The organism is Bacillus sp. LR_5 (assembly GCF_042709275.1).
In genome coordinates, this window is the sequence record NZ_JAVAXX010000184.1 from 1 (window position 1) to 13,372 (window position 13,372).

Annotated in this window: 16 protein-coding genes; 7 read left to right on the forward strand and 9 right to left on the reverse strand. The window is 45.1% G+C overall.

The window, feature by feature from the left end; all coding sequences use genetic code 11:
• Positions 1 to 205 precede the first annotated feature (205 nt).
• From rghR to RAC86_RS26240, 4 genes are all read left to right on the forward strand, one after another.
• Positions 206 to 613: a transcriptional repressor RghR gene (rghR, locus tag RAC86_RS26225; RefSeq protein WP_014665397.1), complete on the forward strand. Its 408-nt coding sequence runs from the start codon at positions 206 to 208 to the stop codon at positions 611 to 613.
• Between the two features lie 29 nt (positions 614 to 642).
• A complete protein-coding gene (locus tag RAC86_RS26230) occupies positions 643 to 1,062 on the forward strand; it encodes a helix-turn-helix domain-containing protein (RefSeq protein ID WP_014480905.1) in 420 nt (139 codons plus the stop codon).
• Between the two features lie 91 nt (positions 1,063 to 1,153).
• The gene (gene catR / locus RAC86_RS26235; RefSeq protein ID WP_003242888.1) at positions 1,154 to 1,480 is read left to right on the forward strand and encodes a catDE operon transcriptional regulator CatR; all 327 of its coding nucleotides are present in this window, start codon (positions 1,154 to 1,156) and stop codon (positions 1,478 to 1,480) included.
• A gap of 127 nt (positions 1,481 to 1,607) precedes the next feature.
• Positions 1,608 to 3,308, forward strand: coding sequence for a methyl-accepting chemotaxis protein (locus tag RAC86_RS26240; protein ID WP_377886185.1), 1,701 nt, complete (start codon positions 1,608 to 1,610; stop codon positions 3,306 to 3,308).
• A gap of 39 nt (positions 3,309 to 3,347) precedes the next feature.
• Here the strand turns inward: RAC86_RS26240 and opuBD are convergent, their stop codons facing one another.
• The 4 genes from opuBD to opuBA are packed head-to-tail and all read right to left on the reverse strand — an operon-like array spanning position 3,348 to position 6,792.
• A complete protein-coding gene (gene opuBD, locus RAC86_RS26245) occupies positions 3,348 to 4,028 on the reverse strand; it encodes a choline ABC transporter permease OpuBD (protein WP_003228374.1) in 681 nt (226 codons plus the stop codon).
• 16 nt (positions 4,029 to 4,044) lie between these two features.
• On the reverse strand, positions 4,045 to 4,965 hold the full coding sequence (gene opuBC / locus RAC86_RS26250) for a choline ABC transporter substrate-binding lipoprotein OpuBC (RefSeq protein ID WP_038429639.1): 921 nt from the start codon (positions 4,963 to 4,965) through the stop codon (positions 4,045 to 4,047).
• Between the two features lie 11 nt (positions 4,966 to 4,976).
• The gene (gene opuBB / locus RAC86_RS26255) at positions 4,977 to 5,630 is read right to left on the reverse strand and encodes a choline ABC transporter permease OpuBB (RefSeq protein WP_377886186.1); all 654 of its coding nucleotides are present in this window, start codon (positions 5,628 to 5,630) and stop codon (positions 4,977 to 4,979) included.
• Between the two features lie 16 nt (positions 5,631 to 5,646).
• Complete coding sequence (gene opuBA / locus RAC86_RS26260) at positions 5,647 to 6,792, reverse strand: choline ABC transporter ATP-binding protein OpuBA (protein WP_042974790.1); 1,146 nt, start codon at positions 6,790 to 6,792, stop codon at positions 5,647 to 5,649.
• A gap of 283 nt (positions 6,793 to 7,075) precedes the next feature.
• On the opposite strand from opuBA, the gene RAC86_RS26265 reads away from it, so the two are divergent.
• Positions 7,076 to 7,609: a GbsR/MarR family transcriptional regulator gene (locus RAC86_RS26265; RefSeq protein WP_014478002.1), complete on the forward strand. Its 534-nt coding sequence runs from the start codon at positions 7,076 to 7,078 to the stop codon at positions 7,607 to 7,609.
• Positions 7,610 to 7,640: 31 nt separating this feature from the next.
• On the opposite strand, the gene opuCD is transcribed toward RAC86_RS26265, so the two are convergent.
• Genes opuCD through opuCA form a run of 4 tightly spaced genes read right to left on the reverse strand, consistent with a single transcriptional unit; the run spans position 7,641 to position 11,082 of the window.
• Complete coding sequence (gene opuCD / locus RAC86_RS26270) at positions 7,641 to 8,315, reverse strand: glycine betaine/carnitine/choline/choline sulfate ABC transporter permease OpuCD (protein ID WP_014478003.1); 675 nt, start codon at positions 8,313 to 8,315, stop codon at positions 7,641 to 7,643.
• Positions 8,316 to 8,332: 17 nt separating this feature from the next.
• Positions 8,333 to 9,244: an osmoprotectant ABC transporter substrate-binding lipoprotein OpuCC gene (gene opuCC / locus RAC86_RS26275; RefSeq protein WP_015384655.1), complete on the reverse strand. Its 912-nt coding sequence runs from the start codon at positions 9,242 to 9,244 to the stop codon at positions 8,333 to 8,335.
• A 19-nt stretch (positions 9,245 to 9,263) separates the two neighbouring features.
• On the reverse strand, positions 9,264 to 9,917 hold the full coding sequence (gene opuCB, locus RAC86_RS26280) for a glycine betaine/carnitine/choline/choline sulfate ABC transporter permease OpuCB (protein WP_003228349.1): 654 nt from the start codon (positions 9,915 to 9,917) through the stop codon (positions 9,264 to 9,266).
• Positions 9,918 to 9,939: 22 nt separating this feature from the next.
• Positions 9,940 to 11,082 carry an osmoprotectant ABC transporter ATP-binding protein OpuCA gene (opuCA, locus tag RAC86_RS26285; protein ID WP_003243370.1) on the reverse strand — a complete coding sequence of 381 codons (1,143 nt, stop codon included), beginning with the start codon at positions 11,080 to 11,082 and terminating at the stop codon, positions 9,940 to 9,942.
• A 263-nt stretch (positions 11,083 to 11,345) separates the two neighbouring features.
• Here opuCA and opcR point away from each other — a divergent pair, with 263 nt between their 5' ends.
• On the forward strand, positions 11,346 to 11,903 hold the full coding sequence (gene opcR / locus RAC86_RS26290; RefSeq protein WP_003228345.1) for an opuC operon transcriptional regulator OpcR: 558 nt from the start codon (positions 11,346 to 11,348) through the stop codon (positions 11,901 to 11,903).
• 17 nt (positions 11,904 to 11,920) lie between these two features.
• On the opposite strand, the gene RAC86_RS26295 is transcribed toward opcR, so the two are convergent.
• Positions 11,921 to 12,556, reverse strand: a complete 636-nt coding sequence (locus RAC86_RS26295) for an NAAT family transporter (protein WP_080262594.1) — start codon at positions 12,554 to 12,556, stop codon at positions 11,921 to 11,923.
• A 149-nt stretch (positions 12,557 to 12,705) separates the two neighbouring features.
• Between RAC86_RS26295 and RAC86_RS26300 the strand changes: the two genes are divergently transcribed.
• The gene (locus tag RAC86_RS26300; RefSeq protein WP_003228342.1) at positions 12,706 to 13,320 is read left to right on the forward strand and encodes a PH domain-containing protein; all 615 of its coding nucleotides are present in this window, start codon (positions 12,706 to 12,708) and stop codon (positions 13,318 to 13,320) included.
• Positions 13,321 to 13,372: the final 52 nt, after the last annotated feature.

Genomic DNA, 13,372 nt, shown 5'->3' on the forward strand with positions numbered 1-13,372 from the left:
AACCATATACTGCAAGACATAATCACGCCTAATCTGTATCTTTTCTACTGGCACTTTCCTCACCTTCCATTCCTGAAAAACTTTTTTCTATACTTTTACATTACGGCTTATGTTAACTTTTGTCAATACATTTCCAGTCTACCTATTCCCTTTAGTCAATAAACATACTAAAATATGAGTAACAGTGAGGGACGGGGTGAGATATATGGAAAGCTTTGGCGAACAATTACGGGCATTGCGTGAAGAGAGAAAGTTAACAGTCAACCAGCTGGCGACTTATTCAGGCGTAAGCGCGGCCGGCATCTCCAGAATCGAAAACGGAAAACGGGGCGTTCCCAAACCTGCCACCATCAAAAAACTGGCAGAGGCCTTAAAAATTCCTTATGAGGGGCTTATGTATAAGGCTGGTTACATCGAAGAAGTGCATGAAGCCAAGGCCCCTTACGAAACGAAGTGCAAGCTGCTCGAAAAAGCGGAGGCCTATGACCTGAAAAACCTTGCGCTTCTTGAGAACGAAAAATGGCAATATCTCAATAAAGAAGATTTGCTCATGCTGGATCATTATTTTTCGTTTATTTCAGACGAAGCCAAAAAACGGTCTGCTGATGACTGACTCTTGATAGAAATGTGAGGCGATAGACCATGTCACCGTTCGGACAGCAATTACGGGAGCTGCGCCGCGCCCGCAAACTGACAGTGAATCAGCTTGCGGTGTACTCAGGCATCAGCTCGGCCACCATTTCAAAAATTGAAAACGGCAAACGCGGGACGCCAAAACCCGCCACGATTAAAAAACTGGCAGCCGTCCTGAAAGTGCCGTACGAAAACCTAATGGCCGCCGCAGGCCATATTCAGGCCTTTCCTGAAGAAATCCGCGAAGCATCAGAAAGCTATCAATCCGTTTATGAAATTTACCAGACGGCTGTCACGCGCGGAGCGGAGCACCTCCCGATTTTCAATAGTCAAAAATGGGAACATCTCTCAAAGCAGGATATTGAAAATCTCAGCAAATACTTCGATTTTTTGTCTTCAGAAGCAAAAAAACGCGCCTCTTCCTCATAATCCCCTGTTTCTCTTTCTATATTTTATCAATCACGCTTGCATACCCTCCCTCGTTATTTGCGTTATAATAGTAACAGACGAGGTGAAAAGTATGAACCAATCAGAAATGTGCCCTAGATTTGAAAAAGCAGTCGACATCTTAAGTAAACGCTGGGTCGCTTTAATCGTATTTCAGCTCTTGAACGGGTCTCAGCGATTTAGCGAAATTGAAGCAGCACTTCCAAATCTAAGCGGCAGAGTTCTGTCAGAACGGCTGAAAGAACTTGAGCTTGAAGGAGTAGTGAAGCGGGATGTCATCCCTGAAACTCCGGTTCGCATCGAATATTCATTGACTGATAAAGGAAAGGCACTGGCACCCATTTTAGGTGAGATTTCTAAATGGGCGACTGAATGGATTGACCCTTCCTTTCTTGACTAATTGCTAAAACGGTTCTGATCTCAAAGACGAGAAAAGAGCCGTTTTTTATTTTTTCCCAGGTAAAAAAACGATTTCTCAGCCGATATATAGTACATCCACACATTACGTTTTTAAAGGAGACCACTATATGCGACTGACGATTTCCCGCAAATTCAGCCTGGTATTTTTGACACTGATCCTGATCAATTTACTTGTAGGCGGAATAGGCGTTCTTAATATGCAGCATATCATTCAAAAAACAGATGAAATCAACACAAAATGGATTGACGGCATCAAAGGAATCACTTCAATTAATTATGTAACCGAGCACCTGTCTTCTAAAGAAAAGGACTTTCTGATTTATACAGACAAAAGCAAAATGGATACACTTGATCAAGAAATGAATCAAATCATGGAAGACATTAACCAAAAGCTCGATAACTACGAAAAAACGATCTCCACTGATAAAGAGCAGAAACTGTTCGAGCAGCTTCAAACTGAAGTGAATACCTATATGGATATTCATGCGCAAATTATCGAAAGCGGCCGCACGAATGACATGGACAAAGCAAGAGGTTTATTGGTCCAAACTGAGGCCAGCTTTGAGGATATGAAAAAAACAATCACTCAGCTTGTTGACTTAAATCAAGAAGGCAGCAACACAGCGGTAAAAGAAACGAAGGCCGTCTATCATAAAGGGCTCATTTACACTGCTTTGCTTGTGGCAGCTTCGATCCTCATCAGCATTTTCATCTGGCTTTATATCACGCGAAACATTGTAAAGCCTATCATTCGCATGAAGGAATCTGCCAATCATATTGCCGAAGGCGATTTGTCGAACGATATGGAGCCGCTCAACTCAAAAGACGAGCTGGGTGATCTGAATGAAGCGCTGCAAAAAATGGTAGGGAATCTGAGAGATATTGTCGGATATTCTAAAGACATATCAAGCCGGGTTCTTTCTTCTTCACAGGTGCTTGCAACCGCAACGAATGAAACAAGATCCGGCAGCAAACATATTACCGAGACGATGAACGAAATGGCTGAGGGCTCTGAACAGCAGGCCCAAGACGCCGTGACGATTGCCGAATCGATGAATGAGTTTACCGAAAGCATTGATAAAGCCTATAATCACGGCATCACCATCAGCGATACGTCTCAAAACGTTCTCGAACTCGCGGTAAGCGGAAACGAAAATATGGATACGTCATTACAGCAAATGAAAACCATCCATCATATTGTTGAAGAAGCCGTGCATAAAGTGAGATCACTGGAACAGCATTCTCAGGATATCAACAAGCTCGTTCAAGTCATCAACGGAATTGCCGAGCAAACGAATTTGCTGTCCCTTAACGCCGCGATTGAAGCTGCCCGCGCAGGAGAAAGCGGCAAAGGCTTCGCCGTTGTGGCAGAGGAGGTCAGAAAGCTGGCTGACGGCGTTTCTGATTCCGTGCAGGATATTACCCGGATTGTAGGCGGGACACAGGAGGAGATCCACACTGTCATTACGTACTTGGAAAGCAGCTTTACAGAAGTCGAAAAAGGAACGGAAAACCTGACAGACACCGGGCAGGCTATGCGGCATATCAAGCAATCCGTCACTCATGTTGCAGACAGCATTAAGGAAGTAACGGATGGCCTGAAGCAGTTAACAAACCAATCGATTACTATCAATCAATCGATTGAAAATATCGCTTCTGTATCCGAAGAGTCGGCCGCCGGCATTGAAGAAACATTTTCAATAACTGAGCAATCCGCCCATTCGATGGATCAAGTGCTTCTAAATGCTGAAGAGCTTGAGCAGCTGGCCAATGAGCTTAATGAGAAGATGGGTCAGTTTACGATTTAAATAGAAAAAAGAGGCTGGACTCCAGCCTCTTTTTCTATTCTATGCAGCTGATTGAACATGTTTCGCCCCGGTTCTTTTTTTCTTCACCGGACTTAATGCCCGCTCCAGCCAAGCCATGAGCAAATCCGCCCCTACCGCCATCACCGCAGTTGGTATCGCTCCGGCTAGAATAATCGCAGTTCCGTTTGTTGCGTTTGAGCCGCGGACAATCATGTCCCCAAGGCCTCCGGCACCGACAAATGTGCCGATCGCTGTAATTCCGATGGCAATGACGAGAGCCGTGCGAAGGCCCGCCATAATGACAGAAAGTGCGAGCGGGAGCTCAACCATTCTGAGTACTTGGAATTTCGTCATGCCCATTGCTTTTCCCGATTCTAAGTAGGCATGTTCAATACTGATAATGCCTGTGTACGTGTTTCGAATAATCGGCAGCAGGGAATACAGAAATAATGATAGAATCACGGTATTTGCGCCGAGCCCCATAACAAGCATTAAGACGGCCAGCATAGCGAGCGCCGGGATTGTTTGAATAACGTTTGTTACGGCAAACACCCAGGCTGACAAACGGCGAAAATGCGCGATGAGGATTCCGGCCGGAACCCCGACGACAGCGGCAAATAAAACGCCGTAAGCCGACATGAGAAAGTGGCGGCCGAATTCATCCATGACGTAACTGCCATTCTGCGCGTAATACGTCATTAACTGTTCAAGCACGTTCATTGACCTCTTCCCCCTTTCACGATTCGAAGTAGTGATGTTTTTCTAAATATTCCTTGGCAACGACAGACGGTTCTTTGAGATTGCCGTCGACTTCATAGTTAAGCTCCTGCATCGTGGCTGTGTCGATTTTTCCGAGCATTTTCTTGATGATGCCTTCAAGCTCAGGATGTTCTTTGAGCACCTTTTCCGGAACAACCGGAGAGCAGTCGTACGGCGGGAAAAATTGTTTATCATCCTTTAGCATTTTGAGACCATAGGACTTGATTCTTCCATCGGTTGAATACGCAAGCACAATGTCCATTTTTCCGCTTTTCACCGCGTCGTACACAAGGCCGATCTGCATCGGATACGTGCCGCCGAATGTCATGCCGTAGGTTTTCGTAAAATCCTGATAGCCGTTTCCTTTGAGCTTCATCCAATAGTTATCAACGCCCAGCTTTAATTGCGGCGCCCATTTTTTAACGTCTGATACGGTCTCTAAATGGTATTGGTCGGCCAGCTCCTTGCTGACTGTAAAGGCATATGTATTATCAAACCCGTAGGAGTCATACCACTTTAAATCATATCTTTTTTTAAACTCCCGCTGAGTAAGCGCCAGCGCTTTGTCCGGATCTTTTTCAGGTTCCATTCTCAACGTGCCTGTCAGCGCGTCTCCCGTATATCTTGTGGCCGCAATGTCGATTTCCCCGTTCATTAAAGCCTGCTGCTGCACCGCGTTGGAGCCAAGATTTTTAATCGTTGTTGTTTTGAGATCAGTATGGTGTTCGATCAACTGGCCAAGCATGCTGGCGATGATTTCTGATTCGCTCATGCTTTGCGCGCCGATTTTAATGGTCTGGTCTGCAGCAGCGCTGAGACCAGGAAGCGAACAGCCGCTCAGCGTCAGCGTTGCCGCAAGTGCTAAACCTATCATTAATTTGAGATATTTTCTTTTCATGAGCCGCCTCCTTATGACAATTCATTCAATCTCTGCATGCCGGCAGGTGTCAGTTTTCGTCCAGCAACTGCCAGCACATAATCAATCACAATTGCCAATATCGTGACAGGTACCGCGCCCCCGATGATATATTCCGGCTGATATAAATTCAGTCCGATAAAAATGTAATCACCCAATCCGCCGCCTCCGATAAAGGAAGCAAGCGTGGCCCAGCCGATTAAGTAAATCGTCGATGTTCTGATTCCCGCCATGATCACTGGCGCGGCAAGCGGCAGCTCCACCAAGCGGACTTGTTCAGCCGGCGTCATTCCGATGCCTTTACCAGACTCGAGCAGATTTTTGTTGACGCCGCGAATGCCGGTATACGTGTTGCGAAGAATCGGCAATACGGAATAGAAAAACAAAGCCACAATGGCCGGAACCTTCCCTACACCAAGGAGCGGGATAAAAAAAGCGAGGATGGCCAGACTCGGCAGCGTCTGAATGATATTGACAATGCCGATAATGGTGCCGGCTCCTTTTTTCATTCTGGTAAGCACAACCCCGAGGGGGACGGCAACCAGCACACCTAAGATCACAGCAATGAGCGATATCGTAATATGCTCGTATGTTTTATAAAGAAGCTCGCCCCCATTGGTTTGCAAAAATTGAACAATATGATGCATGACTTATCGCTCCTCCCTATGACAATGCTGCGAGCTGCTTTTCTTCTCCCCAGAGGGAGTCATACACGATGTCGACCAGACTTGCCCTCGTCACAATTCCGATCAGGCGTCGGTCTTCATCCACAACGGGAACATATTTGACACCCCGTTTTAAAATTTTGCGGACCGTGTCGCGCAGCAGTGTGCCGCCCAGTACTGTGTATATATCTTCATGTAAAACTTCACTGACGAGATTGGCCTTTTTCCGGCATTGATCAATGATTTCAACATCGACATAGCCTTGCAGAACGCGCTCGTCATCGACGACCAGCAATGAATCGACCCGTTCCTGCCTCATCAGCTGAATGGCCTCAGAAAGCGTTTTATCCGCGGTGATCGTTACAGGCTGTGTGTTCATAATCTGGTCAACCCGTTCAACATCCGGGCTGGATGACTGAATCAGCCGCTCCTTGCCGATAAATTCCTCAACAAATTCGTCTGCCGGATTTCTTAAAATGTCATCGGGCGTTCCAACTTGAACGATTTCTCCCGCTTTTAAAATCACAATCCGGTCTGCCAGCTTAATCGCTTCATCCATATCGTGGGTAACAAATACGATGGTTTTATGTAAGGTTTTTTGCAGTTTTTTAAATTCTTCCTGGAGGGAATCCCTCGTAATCGGGTCGAGTGCCCCAAACGGTTCATCCATTAAGATAAGCGGCGGCTCCGCGGCAAGTGCCCGTAATACACCAATTCGCTGCTGCTGCCCCCCGCTTAATTCATGAGGGTAACGGTCTAAATATTCTGGCCCCATATCGACCAATTTTAAAAGCTCACGCGCCCGCTCTTTCCGCTGCTGCTCCGGCCATTTCAGCAGTTTTGGGACGAGTGAGATATTCTGCTGAATGGTCATATGGGGAAACAGGCCGATCTGCTGAATCACATAGCCAATTTTGCGCCTGAGCTCTACAGGATCCTGGTCCATGATGTTTTCGCCGTCAATGAAAATCTTTCCGGCGGAAGGCTCAATTAATCGGTTAATCATTTTCATTGTTGTCGTTTTTCCGCAGCCGCTCGGCCCAATAAAGCAGATAAATTCGCCTTTTGCAATCTTAAGATTTACGTTGTTCACAGCTTTTTTGCCGCCCTTGTATGTTTTCGAGACATTTTCTAATGTCAGCAAACATCGCACCTCCAAAATTAAGTTTATTCAATTTGTTCAGTTTAAATTTAATTTTTCAGACAATTGAATGCTTCCCATTATAGAATAAAGTTTATAAAATAAAAAGTTTACAATTTGTTCATATTATTTATAAAGTATGTGTAAACGCTGATTTACCCGCATTGACGTGTGTTGATCTCCTTATTGCTCCAATTTCCTGCCAAATTCTCTTTTGACAGCATTTTCGCCGTATCAAAAATGTGGTATATTGACATCGGAATTGTTAGCTGAAAGGATGAAACCGTTGGAGAAAGATCCGTTAACGATCATTGAACAAGCCGAGGACCATTTTATAGAAAGAATCGCGGAAAACATGCATGCATTTGGAATGCCCTCTACCGTCGGACGAGTGCTGGGCATTATTTATATGAATCGAAAACCGATGACGCTTACGGAATTATCTGAGGCTACCGGCATGAGCAAAACACGCATGAGCCAGGTAGTGCGGGAAATGCTTGATGCCAACATTGCCGAGAAGGTGTTCGAAAAAGGCGTGCGAAAAGATTTATATGAGGTTGAGCAGGACTACTATCAAACATTTATCACGCTGTTTTCAGCCACCTGGAGCAAAGTCGTCAGCAAAAACAAAATGATGCATAAAAAACTCAATCGGGAACTGCTTAGCGTGTTGGATGAAGAGCTTACTCCTGAAGCGGAAGAAAAAGTGAATGAACTGCTGAAAGAATTAAAGGAATGGCTTGATTATTATAATTGGCTCAGCCGTTTGATTGAGTTTTTTGAGAGCGAAGAAATTTTTAAATATGTGCCGAAGCCGTAAAAAACGCCCTGTCATTACAAGGCGTTTTTTCTTATGCGGCACCTGCCAGATTTTTCTTCTTTCTCTTTTTAATCGGGCTTAATGCTCGTTCAAGCCAGCCCATGACCAAATCGGCAATCACCGCCATCAGAGCTGTGGGGATCGCTCCCGCTAATATAATCGCGGTTCCGTTTGTGGCGTTTGATCCTCTGACGATGATGTCCCCGAGACCGCCAGCACCGACAAATGTCCCGATGGCCGTAATGCCGATGGCAATGACAAGCGCGGTGCGCAGGCCGGCCATTATGACAGAAAGCGCAAGCGGAAGCTCGACCATCCGCAGCACTTGAAATTTTGTCATCCCCATTGCTTTTCCGGATTCAAGATAGGCGTGCTCAATACTGATAATCCCAGTATACGTATTTCTGATAATCGGCAGAAGAGAATACAGAAATAATGACAATATCACCGTATTAGCGCCCAGCCCCATGACAAGCATCAGCACGGCGAGCATGGCGAGAGCCGGGATGGTCTGAATGACATTCGTGACCGCAAAAACCCATCCGCTTAATCTTCTGTATCTGGCTATCAGGATGCCGAGCGGAATTCCAACAATGGCGGCAAATAAAACGCCATACACCGACATCAGAAAATGGCGGTAAAACTCCTGCAGCACGTAACCGCCGTTTTGCGAATAGTATGTGCCAAGCTGCTGTAGTACTTCCATATGATCCACCTCTTTTCTTAGTCAAAATAATGATGTTTCTCTAAAAATTCCTTTGCTACGACAGACGGCTCCTTCAGCTTGCCATCCACCTCATAATTAAGTTCCTGCATCGTTTCCGTGTCGATTTGCCCAATCAGCTTATTGATCACACCTTCAAGTTCCGGATGCGCCTTAAGCACCTTTTCCGGAATCACCGGTGAACAGTCATACGGCGGAAAGAAACGCTTATCGTCTTTTAAGATTTTCAGATCATATGCTTTAATCCGTCCATCCGTTGAATAAGCCAAAACCGCATCCATTTTCCCGTTTTTGACTGCGTCATAGACTAGCCCGATCTGCATTGGATAAGTTGTGCCGAACTCAAAGCCATATGTGCTGACAAAGCCTTTATACCCGTCGCCTTTTCGTTTCAGCCAAGCATTGTCGACGCCTAATTTATATTGGGAAGCATTTTTCTTCAGGTCAGACACGGTGTTAATATGCTCCTTTTCCGCAAACTTTTTTGTTACGGTGAAGGCATATGTGTTATCAAAGCCGTAGGAATCAAACCATTTATAAGAAAAGCGCTTTTGAAACTCGTTCTGCACAATGTTCAGCGCTTTTTTCGGATCTTTCTCCGCTTCCTTGCCGAGGGTGCTTGTTAAATCTGTTCCGGAATAGCGCGTGGCTGAAATATCAATGTCACCGCCCAGCATCGCTTGGTGCTGAACATAGTTTGAGCCGAGGTTTTTCACTAAAGCAGTATTCAAATCTGTATCATGTTCAATAAGCTGCGCGATCATATTCGCTACAATTTCTGATTCTGTCATGCTCTGCGCCCCGATTTTGATCGTATCGTCAGAAGCGCCGCCTAGACCCGGCAGAGAGCAGCCGCCTAGCAGCATGACAAAGACGAGAGCAAACGCGCCAAGCCATTTGATTTTTGTCATTTTCAACAGTGCCAACTCCTTACGATACTTCCTTCATCCCTTGCAAGCCTTTCGGCGTCACCTTTCGTTCTGTCACAGCCAGAACATAATCAATAATAATTGCCAGAATTGTGACAGGCACGGCACCGCCAATGATATATTCAGGCTGGTATAGGTTCAGTCCGATAAAAATATAGTCCCCGAGGCCGCCTCCCCCGATAAACGACGCAAGTGTCGCCCAGCCAATTAGGTAGATCGTTGATGTGCGGATCCCCGCCATGATGATGGGAATCGCCAGCGGGATTTCAACGAGCCGAATCTGCTCCCAGCCGGTCATGCCAATACCTTTCCCCGATTCCAGGAGGTTTTTATTTACACCTTTAATGCCGGTATACGTATTGCGCAGGATCGGCAGTACCGAATAGAAAAATAAAGCGACAATCGCAGGCACTTTTCCTACGCCGAGAAGCGGAATAAAAAAGGCTAAAATCGCCAGACTCGGCAGGGTTTGCACAATGTTTACGAAACCGATAACCGCACCTGCGCCTTTTTTCATTCTGGTAAGAGCAACGCCGAGCGGCACTGCAACGATAATGCCCAATACAACGGCTATGAGTGAAATATATAAATGCTCTCCTGTTTTATACAACAGCTCTCCGCCGTTCGTTTGCAAAAAAGTCATCATTTGATTCATCTTAAAAGAGCTCCTCCCCTGGTCAGATCGTCATGAGCTGGTTTTCCTCGTCGCCCCAAATGGAATCGTATACGATATCAACGAGGCTCGCTCTTGTCACAATCCCTGCTAAATGGTTCTGTTCATCGACCACCGGAACATACTTGATCCCCTGCTTCAAAATTTTTCGGACTGTATCGCGAAGAAGCGCCCCTTTTTGAACGGTATATATATCTGAACGGTATACGTCGCCAACGATGCTCGCTTTTTTGCGGTTTTGATCAATCATTTCCACATCAACATAGCCCTTCAGCACGTTTTGCCGGTCCACAACGAGCAGCGAGTCAACACGTTTTTCTCTCATCAGCTGAATCGCCTGAGAAAGCGTTTTGTCCGCAGATACCGTCACCGGCGTTCTGTTCATCATTTGCTCTACCCGCTCGATATCCGGTCTTGACTGAATCAGGCGCTCTTTCCCGATAAATTCTTCAACAAACTCATTTGCCGGGTTTCGAAGAATCTCATCAGGTGTGCCGACTTGAACGATTTCTCCCGCTTTTAATATCACAATCCTGTCAGCAAGCTTAATCGCTTCATCCATATCGTGGGTTACAAACACAATAGTTTTGTTTAAGGTTCTCTGCAGTTTTTTGAATTCTTCCTGAAGGGAATCACGCGTAATCGGATCAAGCGCTCCGAACGGTTCATCCATTAAAATGAGAGGGGGTTCCGCTGCCAGGGCGCGCAGCACGCCGATTCTCTGCTGCTGTCCGCCGCTGAGCTCATGCGGATAACGGTCTAAATACTCTGGGCCCATATCCACAAGCTTTAACAGCTCGCGCGCCCGTTCTTTCCGCTTTTCCTCAGGCCATTTCAGCAGCTTTGGTACGAGTGAGATGTTCTGCTGGATGGTCATATGGGGGAACAAACCAATCTGCTGAATCACATAGCCGATTTTTCTCCTCAGCTCAACCGGGTCCTGTTCCATAATATTTTCTCCGTCGATAAAAATCCTTCCAGACGATGGTTCTATCAGTCTGTTGATCATCTTCATCGTCGTCGTTTTTCCACAGCCGCTCGGGCCGATAAAACAGATAAATTCACCTTTGGCAATATCTAAATCAATGCTGTTCACAGCTTTTTTGCCGCCTTTATATACTTTTGACACTTGTTCCAATTTCAGCAATCCGTGCACCTCCGCAGGTTTCCTTTAAATTTTCTGAAAAGTATAATCCTTATTATAGTTTGAACTTTGTAAAATAAAAAGTTTACAATGTGTTGAAATTATATGTTATTTATAGATTATTTATTGTTATGACCGAGACGGAAAGGGTGTTCTTACAATTACGCCGGATACCTCCCACTTCCTCTGCATTCAGCTATTTTCAACATCAGGAAGAAATATGATATATTGACACCATCAATTGCCATTTGAAGGGATGATCAGCTGTGAAAAAAACCGCTCTCGACATCATTGAACATGCTGAAGAGCATCTCATTGAGAAGATTGCCGAAAATATGCATACGTTTGGAATGCCTTCAACTGTCGGACGTGTGCTCGGAATTATTTATATGAATCGAAAACCAATGACCTTAAGCGAGCTCTCTGAGGCAACGGGCATGAGCAAAACACGGATGAGCCAGGTTGTCCGGGAAATGATCGATGCCAATATCGCCGAAAAGGTGTTTGAAAAAGGCGTACGAAAAGACCTTTATGACGTCGAGCAGGATTATTATCAAACCTTCATTTCTTTATTCGCGGCGAATTGGACAAAGGTCGTGAGCAAAAACAAAGTGCTGTATAAAAAATTAAACCGGGAGCTGAGTGATCTTTTACAAAGGGACGGGCTTACCCCGGAAGCGGAAGAGAAAGTCAATCAGCTGCTGAATGAATTAAAAGAATGGCTTCATTACTATGATTGGCTGAGCAGGTTGATTGAATTTTTTGAGAGTGAGGAAGTCTTTCGGTATGTGCCGAAAACAAAAGAAAGCAGCTCTCTAAAATAAGAGAGCTGCTTTTTGCATCATGAGGTTAAGACCGGAAACATGCCTTTCAGCCCGGCACCAATCATCCCGACCGCAACCACAGCTAAGATTAATCCCATCAGTCTGGTAATCACATTCATCTCGGTTTTTCCGAGTTTGCTGCTGATAAAAGCAGAATAGTGGAAAAAGAGAAAGGTCAGGGCAATAACGGCGGCTATGCCGATCATGACAGCCACATAATGACCAATGCCGCTATGACCGGCGGAAAGGCTCATCACTGTTGCAATCGTTCCGGGCCCAGCAATAATCGGAATGGATAAAGGTGTGACTGATATATCCGCTTTTTCCTTGCTTTCCTTATGTTCATCATGGTGAAGAGATTGCACGTGTGATTCTTTCGCATTCAATAGATTATAGGCAATGCCGAAAATGAATATGCCGCCCGCCACTCGGAGCGCGTGAATGTTGATATCAAACAGTTTAAAGATAAGATGGCCGAAAACCAAAAAAGCTGCGAGAATAAAAAAGGATAAAATAGCTGCCTTCCGGGCAATCGCTTTTCTTTCCGCTGCAGTATAGCCTTCTGTCAGCGTCAGAAATATCGGTACGTTTCCGATCGGATTAGATACTGCGAATAAAGAAATGAAGACGTGAACGATGAATGAGAACATCATATACCTCCTTGTTGATAGTCTCTGCACAGGAAATAGAATTATTCTCCACCCTTTTACCCGGAGGCGATTTCCCGGTAAACCTTTATAGCCTGTCAGAAACGCGCCATGCTACAATGAAGTGACAAATTGAATAGGAAGGACGTATACAGATGTTCAAAAAAATTGCGGCAGATGCCTTGGGCTTATCTGATATCGGAAAAATTATCGAACCTCAGGACTATGACAAAACAGACGCAGATGATTATGTCATGCATGAAGATAATGAGAAAATTTATTTCTTGATTAAAACAAAAGCAGACGAGTATTGCTTTACGAACCTGGCCCTGATCCATGTAGACGGCGAACGCGCCACTTCCTCGAAACGAACGTTGAAACGCTATCCTTATTCGCAATATAAAATCTCTGACGTTTTTCTTGAAACTGCCGGAAAAGTGGATTTGGATGTTGAAATTAAGTTCAAGCTGGGCGGTGAACAATTCGACATTGATGTCCACAAAGACCAGATTGAAAAGTTAAAAGACCTTTATAAAGCACTGCTTCGCATCGCTGAAACAACCTATGAAAATGACATTTTAATCAATCAAGCGGAGCAAAGCTTAGATAAAGCAGTGACGATTCTTCACCATACCCGCCCTGAGCACGTCAATATTGAAACGCAATACAAAGAGCTGACCGAATTCGGATTTACTTGGCTGACATCCGTTCGCTCGCAGTATCATATTAAGGATTTTGGGGATGTATTTGAGAAATATATGAATAACTAGATAAAAAAAGACACAGCTGCTATCGGGCACGTGTCTTTTTTTGTATGAATAT

Excerpts from the sequence above, each read along its gene's own strand:
- opuCB (WP_003228349.1), bottom strand. The coding sequence starts at position 9,917 with ATGAATCAAATGATGACTTTTTTGCAAACGAACGGCGGAGAGCTGTTG.
- RAC86_RS26240 (WP_377886185.1), top strand. The coding sequence starts at position 1,608 with ATGCGACTGACGATTTCCCGCAAATTCAGCCTGGTATTTTTGACACTG.
- rghR (WP_014665397.1), top strand. The coding sequence starts at position 206 with ATGGAAAGCTTTGGCGAACAATTACGGGCATTGCGTGAAGAGAGAAAG.
- opuBC (WP_038429639.1), bottom strand. The coding sequence starts at position 4,965 with ATGAAAAGAAAATATCTCAAATTAATGATAGGTTTAGCACTTGCGGCA.
- opuBD (WP_003228374.1), bottom strand. The coding sequence starts at position 4,028 with ATGAACGTGCTTGAACAGTTAATGACGTATTACGCGCAGAATGGCAGT.
- catR (WP_003242888.1), top strand. The coding sequence starts at position 1,154 with ATGAACCAATCAGAAATGTGCCCTAGATTTGAAAAAGCAGTCGACATC.
- opuCD (WP_014478003.1), bottom strand. The coding sequence starts at position 8,315 with ATGGAAGTACTACAGCAGCTTGGCACATACTATTCGCAAAACGGCGGT.
- RAC86_RS26300 (WP_003228342.1), top strand. The coding sequence starts at position 12,706 with ATGTTCAAAAAAATTGCGGCAGATGCCTTGGGCTTATCTGATATCGGA.
- RAC86_RS26295 (WP_080262594.1), bottom strand. The coding sequence starts at position 12,556 with ATGATGTTCTCATTCATCGTTCACGTCTTCATTTCTTTATTCGCAGTA.
- RAC86_RS26230 (WP_014480905.1), top strand. The coding sequence starts at position 643 with ATGTCACCGTTCGGACAGCAATTACGGGAGCTGCGCCGCGCCCGCAAA.
- opuBB (WP_377886186.1), bottom strand. The coding sequence starts at position 5,630 with ATGCATCATATTGTTCAATTTTTGCAAACCAATGGGGGCGAGCTTCTT.
- opuCC (WP_015384655.1), bottom strand. The coding sequence starts at position 9,244 with ATGACAAAAATCAAATGGCTTGGCGCGTTTGCTCTCGTCTTTGTCATG.